General features: G+C 45.5%; 15 protein-coding genes. 12 read left to right on the forward strand and 3 right to left on the reverse strand.

From position 1 onward, the window contains the following. Positions 1–77: 77 nt before the first annotated feature. The gene (gene rpmE, locus GX089_13955) at positions 78–290 is read right to left on the reverse strand and encodes a 50S ribosomal protein L31 (GenBank protein NLP03593.1); all 213 of its coding nucleotides are present in this window, start codon (positions 288–290) and stop codon (positions 78–80) included. Positions 291–679: 389 nt separating this feature from the next. Here rpmE and GX089_13960 point away from each other — a divergent pair, with 389 nt between their 5' ends. Continuing rightward, positions 680–2839, forward strand: a complete 2160-nt coding sequence (locus GX089_13960; protein ID NLP03594.1) for a TonB-dependent receptor — start codon at positions 680–682, stop codon at positions 2837–2839. Between the two features lie 12 nt (positions 2840–2851). Here the strand turns inward: GX089_13960 and GX089_13965 are convergent, their stop codons facing one another. Continuing rightward, positions 2852–3340, reverse strand: a complete 489-nt coding sequence (locus GX089_13965) for a hypothetical protein (protein NLP03595.1) — start codon at positions 3338–3340, stop codon at positions 2852–2854. Between the two features lie 329 nt (positions 3341–3669). Here GX089_13965 and GX089_13970 point away from each other — a divergent pair, with 329 nt between their 5' ends. From GX089_13970 to GX089_14000, 7 genes are all read left to right on the forward strand, one after another. Beyond that, complete coding sequence (locus GX089_13970; GenBank protein NLP03596.1) at positions 3670–3927, forward strand: hypothetical protein; 258 nt, start codon at positions 3670–3672, stop codon at positions 3925–3927. Continuing rightward, entirely contained in the window at positions 3924–4505 is a 582-nt protein-coding gene (gmk, locus tag GX089_13975) for a guanylate kinase (GenBank protein NLP03597.1), read from the forward strand. The genes GX089_13970 and gmk overlap by 4 nt, the downstream gene beginning before the upstream one ends. Positions 4506–4526: 21 nt before the next feature. Further along, positions 4527–6668 carry an FHA domain-containing protein gene (locus tag GX089_13980; protein ID NLP03598.1) on the forward strand — a complete coding sequence of 714 codons (2142 nt, stop codon included), beginning with the start codon at positions 4527–4529 and terminating at the stop codon, positions 6666–6668. A 21-nt stretch (positions 6669–6689) separates the two neighbouring features. Continuing rightward, positions 6690–7757, forward strand: coding sequence for a serine/threonine protein kinase (locus GX089_13985; GenBank protein NLP03599.1), 1068 nt, complete (start codon positions 6690–6692; stop codon positions 7755–7757). A gap of 9 nt (positions 7758–7766) precedes the next feature. Continuing rightward, positions 7767–8138 carry a YraN family protein gene (locus tag GX089_13990; GenBank protein NLP03600.1) on the forward strand — a complete coding sequence of 124 codons (372 nt, stop codon included), beginning with the start codon at positions 7767–7769 and terminating at the stop codon, positions 8136–8138. A 92-nt stretch (positions 8139–8230) separates the two neighbouring features. After that, positions 8231–9508 carry a tyrosine--tRNA ligase gene (locus GX089_13995; protein NLP03601.1) on the forward strand — a complete coding sequence of 426 codons (1278 nt, stop codon included), beginning with the start codon at positions 8231–8233 and terminating at the stop codon, positions 9506–9508. Positions 9509–9639: 131 nt separating this feature from the next. Next, on the forward strand, positions 9640–11940 hold the full coding sequence (locus tag GX089_14000; protein ID NLP03602.1) for a hypothetical protein: 2301 nt from the start codon (positions 9640–9642) through the stop codon (positions 11938–11940). A gap of 53 nt (positions 11941–11993) precedes the next feature. Here GX089_14000 and GX089_14005 read toward each other — a convergent pair whose 3' ends face one another. After that, entirely contained in the window at positions 11994–12878 is an 885-nt protein-coding gene (locus tag GX089_14005; GenBank protein ID NLP03603.1) for a DUF2914 domain-containing protein, read from the reverse strand. 204 nt (positions 12879–13082) lie between these two features. Between GX089_14005 and GX089_14010 the strand changes: the two genes are divergently transcribed. The 4 genes from GX089_14010 to GX089_14025 all read left to right on the forward strand — a co-directional run. Next, complete coding sequence (locus GX089_14010) at positions 13083–14516, forward strand: protein kinase (protein NLP03604.1); 1434 nt, start codon at positions 13083–13085, stop codon at positions 14514–14516. Further along, positions 14513–15331: a tetratricopeptide repeat protein gene (locus GX089_14015; GenBank protein NLP03605.1), complete on the forward strand. Its 819-nt coding sequence runs from the start codon at positions 14513–14515 to the stop codon at positions 15329–15331. Before GX089_14010 ends, GX089_14015 begins: the two co-directional genes overlap by 4 nt. Then, complete coding sequence (locus tag GX089_14020) at positions 15328–17325, forward strand: sigma 54-interacting transcriptional regulator (GenBank protein NLP03606.1); 1998 nt, start codon at positions 15328–15330, stop codon at positions 17323–17325. Before GX089_14015 ends, GX089_14020 begins: the two co-directional genes overlap by 4 nt. Continuing rightward, a partial coding sequence (locus tag GX089_14025) for a carboxypeptidase-like regulatory domain-containing protein (protein ID NLP03607.1) occupies positions 17322–17850 on the forward strand: 529 nt, incomplete at its 3' end. The genes GX089_14020 and GX089_14025, both read left to right, overlap by 4 nt.

Consider the following 17850-nt stretch of genomic DNA (forward strand, 5'->3'; position numbering starts at 1 on the left):
TACACCTACTTGAAAAATAAAAAGGGACAGAAGGGCTTTTAGCGGCCTCTTCTGTCCCGTGAATTTTCGGACGGAAGCTACGATTCCTGGGTTTTTTTCTGATAACGTTTGCGGAACCGTTCGACTCTTCCGGCACTGTCAATCAGCTTCTGCTTTCCACTGTAAAAAGGATGACAGTTGTTGCAGATATCGATATGCCTGCTTCCAATTGTAGCACGGGTTTCGATCGTATTGCCGCATGAGCAGGTAAATACCGCTTTTTCGTACTTGGGATGAATCTTTTCTTTCATTTCACAATTCCTTCAATGAGTATCGCATGGATTTGAATGCGATAAAATAGCTAAATACCAGTTAAGAGGTCAAGATATATTCGAAAACAGGGTTTTTCTTTGTTTAGTAACACTTGTAATACGTGACAGGCTCTGAGATATTTATCAGCAAATCAGGAGGGGATCTGAGAGGGGGCTGGTGCAGAAGTCGATTTATCCCGGTGGTGAGGCATCTGCATCGGTGTTATATACTGTTATATCCATCTCTTGATCCCGGCTCTAACTGCAAACAAGACCCCGGGAACAGATTCGAACTGTACGCTCCTGTTTAAATTTAACGAGCTCAACTTACATGATCCTATTTATATTAAATCTGATATAAAAAGAAATAACAGGGGAAGGATGACAGCGTGAAAAACGGGATTCTTTTTCTAGCAGCATTAACACTTGCGTATACAGGATTCTCTGAAGAGAATCACACAGATTTATCAACCGATACGGTACAAATCGAGCAGCTTGATAAGATGGTGATAACCGCTACCAGGACTGCCCGCAAGGCATCTGAAATTCCTGTCAGCGTAACCGTGATCTCCCTGGATGAGATAAAGGCATCTGCGGCCAGAAGCATCGATGACCTGATTCAGTACGCAGCAGGTGTGCAGGTGAAGAGGTCTGTCGGGCTTGGGGAAGGGCTCCCGTCGGATATGATCATGCGTGGAATTCCAGGTGCGTTTGCAGCTACAAGAACTCTCATTCTTGTTGATGGCATCCCGACTAATGCTTCAGGCACTCCGTTTCTGATTATAAATGAAATTCCCCTTGAGGCAGTACAGAGAGTGGAAATAGTACGTGGACCGTTTTCTTCGCTTTATGGTGCAAATGCTTTTGGCGGGGTAATAAATATTATCACACAGACCGGGGATGGTTTACCGTCACTTCAGGTTTCGGCAGAGACAAGCCTTCCTTTTACAAGTGCACACAACTACATGATGGAAAACCGTGCTTATGGAAGGCAGTTCTGGGATGATGCTTTCTCAGATGCGTACTGGAATGGCACAGGGCTGTTAAGCGGGGGTAATGAGCGTTTCGATTATCTACTGAGTGGTGGATACCGCTCTGTGGGAAACTATTACTTTCATGACAGTGCTCTGGTAAGGGGAAAAAATATCGAGTACCTTAAGAGCATCGATAATCATGATTATCGTGATTACAGGTTGTTTCTGAAGAGCGGTTACAGAATCTCCGATCAACTCCGTGCACGTCTTCAGGCCCGGTATTTTAACAGCGAGCTTGGATTCGGGAAGACTAAAGGTACTCAGCCTCCGGCTGATGTGATTACCAGAGGAGACAAATTTCTTATCGGACCATTTCTTGATTATGATCCTGTTGACTGGCTTCAGATTCGTTTTGGTGGGTTTTACAGAATGGTAAATGGCCAATATCTCAATGAGGCCCCGTCTGAGGGGGGCAGTGTCCCTAGTGTTTGGGATGCCAATTCGAGGGATTGGCAGATTGAATCCCAGTTTACGGCAAAACTGAAAAAAAATCAGACAATCATTGCTGGTGTAGACCATCTTTGGAACAATATCAATTTCGGGGTGATGCGCAACAGAAATACCAAAGATACGATCCCGCCTTTTTTGTCCAGAGAGAAAATGATCAGAAATTTTGGAGTGTATATCCAGGATGAGATTTCGCTTTTTGACAATATAAAAATAGTACCTGCTTTAAGATACGATTTACATTCCCTTTTCGGGGGTAAGTTTTCTCCCAAACTGGGAGTCTCCAGTCCTGCAGGTGATCACGTTTTTTTGCGTATGTCAGGAGGCGGGGCTTTCCGTGCTCCTTCCACAACTGAACTTTACATGCCAGATCTTCCGATTTCAAGCTATAAAGTTACATGCAATCCGGACCTGAAGCCGGAATATATCTGGGCTTTTGATTGCGGGATGGATATAAAACCGGTAAGTAATCTCACTTTTAAGAGCGATTTCTTCTCCAATTATATGAATGATCTGATAGCATTTCAGATCAACATAAAAAACATGGATAGTATTTCAGTAACACATAACAATGTTGAAAATGCCGTATCATGGGGATTTGAGAATCAGATTGAATGGGAACCATTAGAAGGCTTTTCTTTAAGAGGCAACTATACATTTACACAATCGGAGAACAAAAAATACCGGGTTTCACTGGACAACATTGCAACACACAAGTTCAATATTGAAATCAGCTACAGGAAAAGCTTCGGGGAGAGAATGCTGGAAGCAAGCATAGCCGAAGGGTTTGTGGGCAGGCGGGAATACTTTGACTGGGGAGTGAAACCAGAAAAGGTCATTTTATCTGATCCGATCGAGGTAATACCTTTCCGTCAGGAACTGGATCCTTTTTTCAAAACAGATCTGTCGGTTTCATACTCTTTTAATTCTGATAACCGCATTTCTCTGACAATTCAGAACCTTTTTAATGCCGAGGGTGAAGAGAGCGGGGGAACATTTGCCCCCGGGAGATTTGCGGGGATAAAGTACACCTGTAATCTGCGGTTTAAGAGAAATGGCAGAGTCTAAAGCCGAATACGATTATTCGGCTTTTTTGAGCTGAATTGTTATCCCATCCAGGCTGATTCCCAGTGTTTCCAGATTGATACCCAGAGAAGGTGCTATCGGGGCCAGGGATCCAAGGGAAACATCCCAAACATTATGAGAGATATTGATTGGAACCGGCACCGGCAATCCGCAATCATCATTGATGATGTTGTTAAGGGTATCATACATCGCACAATCGGTTCCATGTAAAAAAACTGTATCGAATGAGTTTGATACGACCCAGTAGCCATTATGTATGAGGGCAGTGTCACCCTCATCGGTATAGATAGCAGTAAGAGAGTATGAGGAGGCTTTGTCGTCATTGATCGTTAAACCGATATCGAACTTCTTCTTCAAGACTGAAGCCAGGTATTCAGGTAAGCTGTATTCCCATGTCCCGATAAATGCTGGTGTTTCCTTTGTTGGCTCCTGTTCGTTATCATCTGAACCGCAGTTAATCAACAGCACAGCAATTGAAAGCATTAATATAGGAATTCTTTTCATTTTCGATGGCCTTTCTAACCCTTATTCAAGGCTATAGATGATTACCAGATTTAGACCAGTTCATCGATAATTCAGATACAGAGTAATATACTAAATCTCTTGATAAACTGCTTAAGTAATAAAATTGATGGCAATTATTTCTGAATAATTACATTATAAGTTAAATAATAGAGCTTCAGGGTTCAATTATCCCGCCTGATGGGCCTGACTGCTGTTTTGCAGGAATGGCAGGGGGCGTTTAAAATAAATGGACTCAGGAAAAAGCAGTGCGGGATGTATTTTCCAGTTTTCGGGTATTGAGGAGGATTATGTTATCTCATTATGTACTTGCAGCGTTAACTCTTTTTGTGCTTTTTATGCTTTTTCTGGTTATCAGCAGAACATTGAACAATATAGTAAACCTGATGATCAAACTTGAATACCTTCTACAGAAGGAGTGTGATCTTAAACAAGAAGCTCTTGAGGTGCGAAAGCTCATGGAGGAGCAGACAATGGTCCAGGAGGAAAAGGTAGAAAGTAATACCTTTCCGGTTAATTCCGGCGAGAGGATGCCTGAGAAGAAATGAGTGAAGGAAAAACCGGAAAAATATTTGTATTTTCAGCGCCTTCCGGAGCAGGTAAAACCACAATACTGGACTACCTCAGGGTATCTGTTCCTGATCTTGTTTACTCGATCTCTGCTACTACCAGAAAACCCCGGGAGGGCGAAGTAGATGGATTGCACTATTTCTTTATCAGTGAACAAGAATTCAAGTCCCGTATAGAATCCGGAGAATTTGCTGAGTGGGCACTTGTGCATGGTAATTACTATGGCACACCACGCAGTTTCATCGATCAGGTTATCCATAGCGGCAAACATATCGTAATGGATATCGATGTCTTCGGAAAGAAGCAGTTTGACAGAATATACCCTGAAGCTGTTGGAATACTGATTCTTCCTCCCAGCATGGAGGAGCTTGAAAAGAGGCTTAGAAATCGCAGCAGTGATGATGAGGAGACGATCAGGACCCGCCTTAAGAATGCTTTTACAGAGATTGCGTTTGCCCGTTCCCAGGGAAAATACGAGTATACAATTGTCAATGATGATCTGGGAAGGACAAAGAGAGAGGTTGAAGAACTAGTACGCTCCCTTATCGGTGCCTGAGGGGGATGGGATTGCAAACTGATGAGCGGGGAAGAAACACTGAAATATGCACTCGATGGCTCGGAAATTCTTCTGGGCCGTGATCCCACGTGCAGCATCTGCCTGAGCGGAATAGGCATTTCACGCAGGCACGCTTCCATTTCTCTTCAAAAGTCAAATCCTGTCATTTCTGATCTGAAAAGTACATTTGGAGTCAGGCTGAACGGCACGACTCTGAGAACTCCGGAGGTCCTCAGAAATGGTGATATACTGACCATAGGTGTAAGATCCTTCGAGGTTAAAATCGGGGATGATTTCCTGAGTTTAGATGAGATCAGACAGGATGAGAAGCCGGATATTCCGGAAATTGACAGTGCCCAAAGCCTCAATATCGGAAGGGAGCCAAATTGTCAGATCCAGCTTTCTCATCCGCTTGTCTCCCGATTGCACGCTAAAGCCACAAGGCTTCAGGACGGCAGTTTTCTGATTGTTGATAACCGCAGTACTAACGGTACCTTTATTAATGGGCGTTCTGTTTCTTCCGGGCGACTTAGTGAGGGTGACGTTCTTCAGATCGGCCCTTACAGGTTGTTTGTCGATGACGGAAAGCTTATCAGAGCTGATGACAGTAACAGGATCAGAATAGAGGTAACAGGGTTGGGAGTAAGGAGGGGTGGCGTCTCACTTTTAAGCGATATTTCTCTCTCCTTTTCACCCGGTGAGTTTATAGCCCTTCTTGGCCCATCCGGTGCCGGAAAATCAACTCTGGTAAGAGCTTTGACCGGAAGAATTAAGACTGATGCGGGAGAAGTGTATGCAAACGGTCTGCCCCTGGGCAGATTTCTGGAGGCATTTGCCTCCAGCATAGGCTATGTGTCACAGGAGAATCTCCTTTATAAGGAATTGACAGTTGAGGAAACATTTCTTGAGCAGAGCATGCTGAGACTCCCACGTGACAGCACCCGCTCAGAGCGCCAGGCTCGAATTGACGAAGTGATAGAACTCCTTGACCTCAAGAGAGTAGCCCACAGGCGTATAAGCCGCCTTTCGGGCGGTGAGGCTAAACGGGTGCATCTTGGAATAGAACTCCTTTCCTCACCGGCGCTTATTTTCCTGGACGAGCCGCTTGCAGGGCTTGATCCCGGGCTTGTGCGCAGGTTTATGCGTTTGTTCAGGAGAATAAGTGACCGGGGGCACACTCTTGTGTTGATCACCCATACTCTTGAGCAGCTTGAACTCTGTGATAAGGCGGTTTTTCTTAACAGGGGAAGAGTTGTATTTCAGGGGCCGCCGGCAGAACTGGAAACCACATTCAACGCAAGATCTCTGGCAGGTGTATACGACAGGATTTCCGAAGATGGCACCGGCGTAGTCACGGATAAGAGAATGAATCGATCACCCCGCCTGGATACGGGTGTTTATATCCCTGCCCGGATTCGTAAACCCCGGACGATCTCTTCCGGCCACCAGGTTGGAATGCTTATCAGAAGGTATTTCAGAATTATCGCAAGGGACCGCAGGAACCTTTTTCTGATGCTTATGCAGGCTCCTCTAATCGCGGTGTTACTGGGTCTTGTTTTCAGGGGTGGGGCAGGTTTTCTTCCTTTGAGTTTCTATTTCTGTGTAACTGTTTCTGCTATATGGATTGGAGGGGTTAATTCCATAAGGGAAATAGCCAGGGAGTGGCCTCTTGTGGCCAGGGATAATAGCGCGGGGCTGAGTCTTTCAGCGTATCTGATCTCAAAGATCCTCCTTGCTGCATCGGTATCGCTTTTACAGACATTTCTTCTCTGCTTTTCACTTGAGTTTATCTTCAGTTCCTATGAATTAAATGCCGATATTTTTTTAATAACTCTTTCAGGCACTTTCAGTGGCGCTCTGCTTGGGCTTTTTATCAGTTCCTGGTCGGGTCATGTCGGCAGAGCCATAACTGTGCTTCCCATTCTTTTCATTCCACAGATCTTCTTTTCAGGAATTCTTATCCCTTTTGACAGGATGACTGATCTGGGGAGGGCGATATCTCATATTACCATATCGCGGCCTGTGTTCGGGATGCTCAAGCAGGCAAGTCTTCTTGACCGGCCGGCTCTGGAGTTGAAGGAGTGGAGTGCACTTTTTATATTGGCGGCTGTTTTAATTATTTTAACCCAGACGGCTGTGCATCGTCACATCTCTCATCGGTGAGTATTTCTTATGAATATGTTAATGAAAAACACTGAACAGAATATCCCTGAAAGGATCGGCCATTTCCGTATCATTGGAGAGATCGGCAGAGGCGGCATGGGGGATATTTACAAAGCTGTACAGGAGCCTCTTAACCGGATAGTCGCCCTGAAGGTGCTTTCCCCTCAGTTGTCAAGAGACGAGGAGTTTGCCAAGAGATTTGAAATCGAGGCAAAAGCCATCTCCCTTCTTCAGCACCAGAATATTGTCAGCATTTACGAATACGGGGAGGAAAACGGGCTTCGGTATTTCGCGATGCAGTATGTTGACGGGATGGATCTGGGGAGGTATATCTCTCAGAGCAAGTCGATCCCTGTCATGGAGATAATTGATCTTTCAAAACAGATCTGTCGCGGATTGCGCTATGCACACGGCAGCAATATTATTCACCGTGATATCAAGCCGCAGAATGTTTTACTGGAGAAAAACGGTGTAGCCCGGCTCAGTGATTTTGGAATAGCAAAGATCTTCTCTGGAACAAATATCACCATGACCGGTTCTGCTGTAGGGACTCCCGAGTATATGTCTCCGGAGCAGGCACAGGGTTCCAAACTAGATGCCCAGACCGATATATACTCTCTTGGAATAGTGATCTATGAGATGCTGACCCGCAAACCTCCATTTTTAGGTAACAATGCCATGTCAGTGGCGTACAAACAGGTTCATGAGCTTCCCGTGCCGCCTTCTGTAAAGCGAAAAGACACTCCCAAACGTCTGGAACTGATTGTTCTTAAAGCTTTGAAGAAAGACAAGCGCGAGAGATACTCATCTGTGGAGGAGATGCTTGAGCATCTGGATTCGGTCGACCCGGAGGAGCGGGTTGAGCGTACAACCATGCTTTTTAAGCCGGCAAAGAGAGATGATGTTGTTGAAAATGCCAAGGAGCGCAGGATTACCGACCGGCGTTGCGGAGAGAGGCGTAGAGGTGATTTTTCTCCGCTGGATTTTGATTACTGGCTGGAGATGGCAAAGACACAATGGCTTTCCTGGGCTGCCATTGCCGCGCTTGGAGGAATCCTTCTGTACCATATATTGAATCATCCTGCGTAAAAAAAAATAATGGACCCGAAATTACCAAATCAGAGCACTCGTCAGAAGGGAAACTGCGGGGAGCAGATCGCAGTGGATTATCTGCTTTCCAAAGGCTACTCTGTTGTGTGCAAACAATACAGGTCCAGAAGGGGTGAGATTGACTGTGTGGCACAGGATGCTGACGGGACACTGGTTTTTGTGGAAGTAAAGTCATCGCAGGGAAAGGCTTTCGGAAATCCTCTGAGTTGGGTTACACCACAGAAACAGAAAATTCTGACAAAAATGGCTCAGCAGTACATAAAGGAGCATAATCTTATGGGTGTTCCCTGTCGCTTCGATGTGATCGCGGTCTGGGGGGAAAAGATTGATCATCTGAAAAATGCGTTTTTTGCGGTGTAGGAGTGACCAGAAGTTTCGAAATAAAATGGGGTGTTTTTAAAAAATGATAGATTTCAATAGTTTACTACAAAGAAATGGATTTGCGGGGAAAAATGAATTTTCTTGAAGAACTGAAATGGCGTGGAATGATACATGATATTACACCTGGTACAGATGCTAAACTGGCTGAGGGCTCAATTTCCGGATATGTTGGATTTGACCCCACTGCACCATCACTGCATATAGGCCACCTTATTCCAGTGATGCTTCTTGTTCATTTTCAGCGCAGCGGGCATAAGCCTGTGGCTCTGGTCGGGGGAGCAACTGGCATGATCGGTGATCCATCGGGAAAATCGGAAGAACGGAAACTTCTCTCTGCTGATGTCATCGCCTACAATCAGGAGTGCATAAAAAAGCAGCTTTCCAGGTTTCTGGATTTTTCTGACAATAGAGCTGAGATCATAAACAATTACGAATGGTTCGGAGAGATAAAATTCCTCGATTTTCTCCGCGATGTGGGAAAGTTTTTAACTGTCAATTATATGGTATCCAAAGATTCGGTGAAGAACAGATGGGAGAGCGGAATCTCTTTTACAGAGTTCAGCTATCAGCTTCTTCAGGCCTATGATTTCTACTGGCTCTATGTCAACAAGGGATGTGTGCTTCAGATGGGAGGTTCTGATCAGTGGGGAAATATCACTTCTGGTACTGAGCTTATCCGCCGCAAGGCCGGAGGGGAAGCCTTTGCCCTTACCTGTCCTCTCCTCACAAGGGCTGATGGAAAGAAATTCGGTAAGACTGAAGGGGGAGAGAGTGTATGGCTGGATCCATCTCGTACATCTCCCTACAGGTTTTATCAATACTGGCTCAATGTCAGTGATGAGGATGCGCCAAAGATGCTGAGGTATTTTACACTGCTTGCAAAAGATCAGATCAGCGGGCTTGAACAGGAGCATGCTGCAGCACCGCATGAAAGAGCGATGCAGAAAGCTTTGGCAAAAGAGATGACCATACTGGTTCATTCCAGTGATGATTACAAAATGGCACTGGAAGCATCCGGGATTCTTTTCGGTAAAGGCACTACCGATACTCTCCGCCGGCTTCCGGAGAAGGATTTTCTTTCAGTGTTTGATGGTGTACCTCAGAAGCAGATTTCGCGTGACGAACTTTTAAGGGGGATAAGTATCATCGATCTGGTTTCTGAGAAAACCGGCTTGTTCCCATCAAAAAGCGAAGCCAGGCGGATGCTGTCTCAGGGCGGAGTATCGATAAACAAGAGTAAAATAACCGATCCAAACACGAAAACAGGCATATCTGATCTGCTCAATGACAAATACATCCTTTTGCAAAAAGGTAAGAAGAGTTATTTTTTAGTTGAAGCAGTGGGATAGTGCCTTGAGAAAGACACTTCTGATCTTTCTGACCCGCTGAAAGCGATGGAAGATCTTCTCCGCAAGCGGATTCCCCTCTGCATGCCCTTGATTTGTCATTGAAGAAACATCCGGAAGGAACACTGATCTGAATGAAAGCTTTTCACACGTTAATTATTCCCATTTTTGCCATTGGATTATCGGTAACCGCTGCGACAAATGAGATAGATCTCACTGTCATAGCAGGAGCGGAGACACATGCCATGATCGAACCCTGTGACTGTCCTCAGGATCCGGGCGGAGGTCTGGCAAAGCGCTCTACTCTTGTCAAGAGTATCCGTAAAGGAGACAATCTGCTTCTGCTGGATGCAGGTGGATTTTCCGGAGGAGGAATCTATGATTCCTATACTGAGGGAAGATCCGCGGATTCGCTTAGAACTATCGTTACTCTCAGGGGCATGGGAGCTATTGGCTATGATGCCGTGGCAATTGGCGACGATGATCTTCAGTACGGGGGAGACTGGCTGATAGCGAGAGCATCAGAGGCTGGGGTCCCGGTTGTGTCTGTCAACTGTTTCGACCAGAATGGAAAACTCCTGACAGCTCCCTACCTTCTGGTTAAAAAGGGACAGTATACCTTTGCAATCACAGGATTGACATCGCAGGAGAAGCTTTTCGAGACGGACAGAAACCTGTCCATCAAAGATCCGGTTCAGTCTCTGCGTAAGGTATGGAAAGAGATGACAGCCAGGTCTGATTTCCAGATAATTCTCTCTCACCTGGGCCAGGAGAGCTCAATTGCGCTGAAAGATTCTTTCCCCGAGTGTGATCTGATAGTCAATGGTCATCGTAAAGCCGACACGAACCCGGTTATTATGAGAGACAATGTTCCTGTAATGCAGTTCGGGTTTCAGGGGAAAAGTTTCTCCTTCGTGGATTTACGCTTTTCCGGCAAGAGGATGAGTGTGATCAGGAGCGGATGGCTCAATGCCGGGGAAGAGGTCAAAGAGGACAGTTCCGTTGCTGCGATATTGAATTTACAGGATAAGAAACGGGAAAATGTGTACGATCTGTATATAATGAGCCAGTGTCCATATGGTCTTGAGGCACTTGTCTCATTTGTGGAGTTTGTGAAGGTCTTTCCCGAACTCCAGTGGAATATCAGGTTTATAGGTAATGTGGAGAGTGATAAAAGCCTGTCATCACTGCATGGGGCCGGGGAGGTACATGACGAGATGATGTGGCTTGCCGTGAAGGAGCTTTACCCTGAAAAGTGGGTACAATTTTTACAGAAGCGGGCGGCAGCGATTCTTCCCACTGAGTCTCTGATCGATGAACTGAAAATGGACAAGGGAAAAATCGAGCAGTGGATAGCCTCAAAAGGAAAGAGTGAGCTAACAGTTCATTATAACCGTTCAGAGCGCCAGAATATCAATGCCTCACCGACATTAATGATCAATAACGTACCTTATGAAGGCCGGATTTCGAAACTGAGGCTTGCCAGAATTGAATGCAGTGGCAGTCCGGGGGCCTCCAAATTCTGCGATTCAATTCCACAATGTATAGATGACACTGATTGCAGAAAACCTGGCAAAATCGGAAAGTGTGTTTCAGGTGATTGTGAGTTCCGTGATGCAGTACGGTTTGATTTCACAGTGCTTGTTGCAGATTCAACGCTTCAACATCCGGAGTCATTGATGATCATGACAACCTATGAGCTGTTTCCGGGTGCAACTGTAAAGACATTTGCTCTGAATTCAAAACAGGGTAAGGAACTGCTTAAAAAATTCAATCCTGACGCGCTGCCATTTTATGTGTTTGGCAGGGAAGTGAGGCAGACTCAAAAATTCGGATCTATTGAGAGCGGACTGATCGAGAAAAATGGAGGACTGATTTTCAAAGAGGGAATAGCCAGAAAGAATTACTTTCATCGCAGGGAGCTAAAGAGAGGGACGGTTGTGCTCTTTGTGGATCCCTTCTTTCCTGAGATACCTGCTGTACTGAAGACAGTTCTTGATGATTCGGTTTCCACAGTTGAGATAAGGCCGGTTTTTTACGGTGAGCCATTGAAGACTCTCAGGGGTACAGAAGAGTATTTCCGTCAGGAAGAGTCGCAGAGATGGCTTCTTCTGTCTTTACATTATAAGACCAAATTTGCATCTTACCTGAAGGAATACGCTGAAAACCCTGGGAGCTCCTACTGGTCTGCTATCAGCAGTAAATCTGGCATCAATCCGGATTCACTCACAGCAGCGGTTCTGGGGGACACAAGTTCCCTTGAGAATCATCTGAAGCTTTTAAAGAGCCTCTCTGTTAATGAACCCTTGGTGCTACTCCTGGACAACAGAGAAACAGTGACTGCTGGCAGCCTGCAGGAATTAACCGGTATTTTATCAACTGTACGGAAAAAAGGTGCTGTGAAGGATAAGGCGGGAACAGGTCTCATTAAATAAAAAAACCAGGGCAGAATGCTATCCTGCCCTAGTTTTTATCAAATTATAGGCTGTTACTTAATCTGCACCTTGAGCATTTTCAGGATTTCTTCATTCTTTGAATCCACAACAGCCACTCTCCACTCTCCAGTCATCCCTTCCGGAATTGTTTTGGCGCTGTAGGTGCGATAGTTTGGCGATTTAATAGGAAGATTCACTATTCCCATAAGATCATCATTCCAGTACCATCTGTGCTGAATCTCTGCTGCTCCGGATGAACCTTTAATGTGAGTAAAACAATACAGCCGTTTAACCTCGGGAGGGAATGTGTCACCGGCATTTTCCGGTTCAAGATCCTTTATGTTGAGGGCAATTGCTGCACGTGCGACTGAAAGCTCAGATTTTTCAGAGGCTGTTTGTGCTGATTCTTTTTGCCGGGCAGCCGGAGCATCTGGTTTTTTAGCTTCAGTGGCAACCTTCTGTTCTGTTTTTGCAGTTGCTACGGCAGCTTTGGGAGCATCATCCTTTTGGGCTGGCTGAGCAGTCTGAACATCAGGTTTTTTAGTCTCGGTGGAAGTCTTTGGCTCGGCTTTTGGAGCTTCGGCTGCAACTTTAGGAGTATCCTCCTTTTTCACTGCCTGAGCAGCCTGGGAGTCTGCTTTTTTAGTTTCGGTGGCGGCTTTTTGTTCTGTTTTTGCGGTTTTAGGAGCGTTATCCTTTTTTACCGCTTTTGCAGCCGGAGCATCTGCTTTTTGTGTCGCACCGGTAACCGTTACGTTTGTTTGCTTAGCGTTATTCTTATCCGCTGTGGTTTTATCATTGGTTTTTACAGCAGCAGGGGTGGTTGCCTGCTCAGGAGTGGCTGCTTTTTCTCCCTGAGCGGCTTTTTGCTGCGTATCCTGGGCACTTAGTGAGATCCAGGCCAGAGAAATAATAAGAAGTGAACTTGCTAAGCGCATGAGGTACTCCTCTCTGAATGGGTTGGATAGATCCTTGCCGATGCTTTATTATATAATAAATTCAATGAACAGGAAATGTAAATACACTTTATTTTTTATTTCCATTGTTGATTGCTGTTTTCCTGCATAGAGTGTTTCTTTTGTCCATAGATTATTTTGAGGTATTGAAAACACTATTACCTATAGTATTGTTTCTGCTTGAAGATGAAACTTGAATTGAAGAATTACAAGATTATACGGGAAATCGGTTCAGGCGGCATGTCTGTGGTTTTTGAGGCATTGGATAACAGATTAAAACGCACCGTTGCGCTGAAATCTCTTTATCCTCACCTTTGCAGAGATACTTCAGCTACAATTCGTTTCCAGCGCGAGGCATTAGCTGCGGCCAGAATGGATCATCCTAACATTGTCAGGATATATGATTACTTCATAGAGGATAATTCTCATTACATAGTGATGGAGTATGTTCCCGGTGTAAACATCGAGGCAGTTCTCAAGCAGAGGGAAAAGCTGGAAACAGAGATTGCACTGGGAGTAATGTGGGAAATCGCCTGTGCGCTCTCTGAAGCACACAGTCTTGGTATAATGCATCGAGACATCAAACCTGCAAATATCCTGATTCACAGCCAAGGCAGGGCAATGCTGTCTGATTTCGGACTGGCATTTCACAATCTGGATGATCGTTTGACTGTGGATAATGCGGTAGCCGGGACACCGCCATTTATGTCACCTGAACAGCTCTCCGGAAAAGAGATCACTTCTGCTTCAGATATATACTCATGGGCTGTAACACTTTGCACGATGTTAACCGGACGCCTGCCTTACAATGCTCAGAAATCTCCAGAAATCATTCCGGAAATCCAGGCAGGAAAAGTAATTATCGATTATCCGGAAATCCAGTCTCTTCCATCCTGCTACTATGAACTTCTGAGGCGTTGTCTTCTTTATGATCCCTCTGAGCGAATCCCCGATGGCGTGGCTCTGAAGCAGAGCCTTTCTGTCTGCCGGCAGGAACATCCTTTGAATACCGGTATAGAGGCTCTGTTTGAAACAGTTGACCTCTCAAAGTCATCCAGTGATATCTCTCTCGCCAGGACAAGTATTTACAAACCGGAAAGGTTCAGATTTAAACCGGGCGCAGTGGCCGCTGTATTTACTGTGTTGATCTCGGGGATTGGTGTTATGTTTTTTTTTAATACGTCAAGGGGAGGCGGTTCCTCTCCCATGCTACCTGCAGCAACTGCAGCGGAAGACAGTTCGACTGCCGGACAGGTGGCAAATGCAAATGATGATGTGCTGCAGGATGCAAAGACAGACACACTGAAAAATCAAAGTACTGTTTTACCTGATGTCCGGGTAGCTGCAGTCAGACAGGAACCTTCGAAAAGAAGAATAAAAGATACTTTGGTAACTGCTGATTCCGGAAAAATATTTGTATTCTGCGAACCCTGGGCAACTGTATATATAAATGGAAAGGAACTGGGAAAGACACCTTTTTCCCGGCCGGTTTCCATTCCCTCAGGCAGCTACACTGTCAGGCTTGTCAATAAGCACTGTGTCCCGCTTGAGGACAGGGTCACTGTTACTGCTGGAGAAATTCTCAGAAAGAGATATAAATTACAATTGCTGCAGCCATGATCATTTTACTACTCATAATCTGTCTGTTTACTGTAAGTCTGGGAGACGATTTACCGCCGGAAGGTTTCCAGGAGACCGGTGAGGAGCCGGCTTACAAAGTACTTTACGAGAGCGGTTTTTACGAGCAGGCGATCGAGTTACTGCAGACAAAAATCAAAGCAGTGCCGGATTCTGCTGACATGGAATATCTCAAATACCTCGCTTTCTGTTTTACTGCTACTGAGCAGAAGGACAGTGCTGAAGCGGTTTTTTTGAGACTGCTGGACATAGATAAAGGCTTCTACCTGGATACTATCCTCACATCACCAAAAATTCTCGATGTATTTATGAGTGCTGAAGAGAAGCTGGCTTTGTACAATGATTTTACCGGAAGCATGGCAGTGACTGAGGACTCTCTAAAGGAGAACAGTGATACATCTGTGCAGGCTGAAGCTGGTTTACAAGTGCAATCAGATTCAGCCGCTGCTGAAGTAAACGATACTTCCGGGGAAGTTTTAAAAACCAGGAATGACTGGTACAGTATTCCGTTGTGTTTTGTTCCTCTGGGCGTCACACAAATTCAATACCATAAGCCGGTCAGAGGCATTCTGTTTTCGGTTCTTCAGGTTGCTGGAATAGGGGCAGGGATCTGGGCATATCATAAAATGAAGAACAGTTATGATCCTGAGTACGGATGGTACAGCGGTAACCGTTCAGAATATGAGAGATATTCACTTATCTGCAGGACATCCATGCTGATATTTACCGGTGTGTATGCCGGTACTGTTGCAGATGGTCTTGTTTTAAATCTGAAAAGCAGGAAAGGGAAAAAGTGAGTTATCATCTGATAATCAACCTCGGAACATCGCAGGAGAGAAAAATACTGCTTGACAAACCGGTTTGCCGTCTAGGCCGGAATCCGGAGGCGGATATAGTGGTAACGGACAGGAGTGTCTCCGGGTTCCATTTGTCGTTTCTGCTTTCGGAAGACAGAGCAGAAGTGGTGGATCTCAAGAGCACAAATGGAACGGCAGTGAATGGTAAAAAGGTAGACAGGGCGATTCTCAGAGATGGTGATGAAGTGTCAATTGCCGGAATGAAAATGACTTTCAGAATCATCGATTCCGCAAACTTCTGTAAAACATCAGTTTACAGTCTGCCTGGGCAGGGGCAGGACGGTGCAGTAAAGATGCTCAGTGCGGCTTTGCGTGAGAAAGCAAAGCTTTCCGATGAAGAAGTGCAGAGTGTTATAGCCGATTTTGAATTTCACAGCAGAAACAGTAGACTTCTTGAAGTCCTGTGCGATATCCTGAAAAAAGTGCTTCCCCTGAGGGATCGTGACGAGATCATTGTGGAACTGCTCAAAGAGATAAAGAACCTGATAGACCTTGAGATCGCGGGGATTTATCTCTGTGATGAGGAACGGTTCTGTGTGCTGGATGGCGGAGAGCTGGTTTCGGAACAGAGCAACAGCATTGTCAGCCGTGAAGTACTGAAAAAGGTTTTCGATTCCAGGGCACCTGTAATTCTGGACAATGCAGGAGATGGAACCGGAGATGTTTCTGGTTTTGCCAGCCTTTTGAGGTTTAATATCAGGTCTTTATTATGTTTTCCGGTACTCAGCCGAACATCGGAGATAATTGCGGTTGTCTATTGTGTGTCAAAGAAAACAGACCGTCTGAAACTCCTTGGAAATGACAGAAGTTTTCTTCTGGCATGCTCATCATTTATTGCTTTATCTCTGGAGAATGCAGAACTTATAGAGAGGGCCAGAGGTGAGGCCTACAGAGAGGCCAGCATTCAGGGTGAGAAACGTTATTCACCGGTGATAAACCGGCTTAAGCTGAAAAATGAGAATCTTTCTCTGAAGCTTGGAGATTCGTTTAGAACCTCCGGTTTTTACGGGCTGGATGCAAAAAGCAATAAAGATATAAGAGAATTTGTAGAAAAGGCTGCCAGAACCGCTCTGCCGGTACTCATTACCGGAGAGACCGGGGTGGGTAAAAGCCTGCTTGCAAGAGAAATTCACAATCATTCAATGCTCAGCGGGTCTTTTATAACAATTGACTGTACGACGATTCCGCCTGAACTGCTGGAAAGCGAACTTTTCGGACACGAAAAAGGGGCCTTTACAGGTGCTCACGCCAGAAAATCCGGGAAAGTAAGCCTGGCCTGTGGCGGAACACTTTTTATTGATGAAATCGGGGAATTAAGCGGCAGTCTTCAGGCAAAGCTTTTACGCTTTATCCAATCCGGGGAATATGAGATGCTTGGCGGCACCGGTGTGATCCACAGCGATGCCCGTGTGATAGCTGCCACTAACAGGGATTTGAAGAATGAAACTGCGCAGAAGCGGTTCAGGGAGGATCTTTACTTCCGACTTAATGTGCTTCAGTTTGAAATCGCACCGTTGCGTAAACGTCCGGACCTGATCCCGTCCATGGCTGATCATTTTCTCAGCGTGTACGGGCCAAAGCTGAATCCGGGTGTAAAGGGGTTTTCCAGGGATGCTGCTGATGTGATAAAAGAGCACAGATGGCCGGGGAACATAAGAGAACTGGAAAATGCGATCATGCGCGGGCTGGTCAATGCGGCCGGAGAATTTATTGAAGTGTCAGATCTTGGACTTGAGGAAACTGGCTCTGCAGAAACGGGTGTTCTCGATGAAGAATCAGACTCTCTTGATTTGAAGCAGGCAAGGGAGAGAATTGACAGGCTGCTTATCTCAAAGGCTCTGGAATCAACAGGCAGAAATGTTTCAGGTGCTGCCAGGCTACTCAGGATAAGCAGAAACGCACTCATGGATCTTATAAAGAAATATCAATTGTGAGAAAGAACGATTACAGCCGGATATTACGACTGATAAAGGAGTGCAAAGCGGTATTTGCAGCTTCTGCCGTTTTGTTCTTGATGGTGTGTTCCTGCAATTTCATTAAAGATCCCTGGACTCCGTTTCAGTATTCAACCGCAGATATTTCCGGTACGGTTTACGATGCTGTTTTTAAAAAACCTGTGCCGGGTGTAAATGTGAGAATTTCCGGGACTTCTGAAAAAGCTGTTACCGGTGCTGATGGAAGTTTCCTCATAGAAAATGTCAGGACCGGGAAATTCTGGCTGGTTTTCACTAACTCCCTTTTCAAAACCGACTCGGTACGAATTCAAGTCAAACTTACAGGGAACGACGAAGAGTACTTCATTAAACGTAAAGAGCAACCTCCTGAAATCACTTCCTTTTCATTCTCTCCTGTGAATCCTCTCTCCTGCGATGAGCCGCTTACAATCCGATTCAGTGCAGTGGATTCCACAGGAGGTATTTCCGGATTTCGATTGAGCAGTCCGGCAGGGGAGAGAATGC

Source organism: Fibrobacter sp., from assembly GCA_012523595.1.
In the GTDB taxonomy this organism is placed as follows: Bacteria; Fibrobacterota; Chitinivibrionia; order Chitinivibrionales; family Chitinispirillaceae; genus JAAYIG01.

Coding starts and splice junctions, on each gene's coding strand:
- rpmE (NLP03593.1), bottom strand. CDS start 290: ATGAAAGAAAAGATTCATCCCAAGTACGAAAAAGCGGTATTTACCTGC.
- GX089_13965 (NLP03595.1), bottom strand. CDS start 3,340: ATGCTTTCAATTGCTGTGCTGTTGATTAACTGCGGTTCAGATGATAAC.
- GX089_13970 (NLP03596.1), top strand. CDS start 3,670: ATGTTATCTCATTATGTACTTGCAGCGTTAACTCTTTTTGTGCTTTTT.
- gmk (NLP03597.1), top strand. CDS start 3,924: ATGAGTGAAGGAAAAACCGGAAAAATATTTGTATTTTCAGCGCCTTCC.
- GX089_13980 (NLP03598.1), top strand. CDS start 4,527: ATGAGCGGGGAAGAAACACTGAAATATGCACTCGATGGCTCGGAAATT.
- GX089_13985 (NLP03599.1), top strand. CDS start 6,690: ATGAAAAACACTGAACAGAATATCCCTGAAAGGATCGGCCATTTCCGT.
- GX089_13990 (NLP03600.1), top strand. CDS start 7,767: ATGGACCCGAAATTACCAAATCAGAGCACTCGTCAGAAGGGAAACTGC.
- GX089_13995 (NLP03601.1), top strand. CDS start 8,231: ATGAATTTTCTTGAAGAACTGAAATGGCGTGGAATGATACATGATATT.
- GX089_14000 (NLP03602.1), top strand. CDS start 9,640: ATGAAAGCTTTTCACACGTTAATTATTCCCATTTTTGCCATTGGATTA.
- GX089_14005 (NLP03603.1), bottom strand. CDS start 12,878: ATGCGCTTAGCAAGTTCACTTCTTATTATTTCTCTGGCCTGGATCTCA.
- GX089_14010 (NLP03604.1), top strand. CDS start 13,083: ATGAAACTTGAATTGAAGAATTACAAGATTATACGGGAAATCGGTTCA.
- GX089_14015 (NLP03605.1), top strand. CDS start 14,513: ATGATCATTTTACTACTCATAATCTGTCTGTTTACTGTAAGTCTGGGA.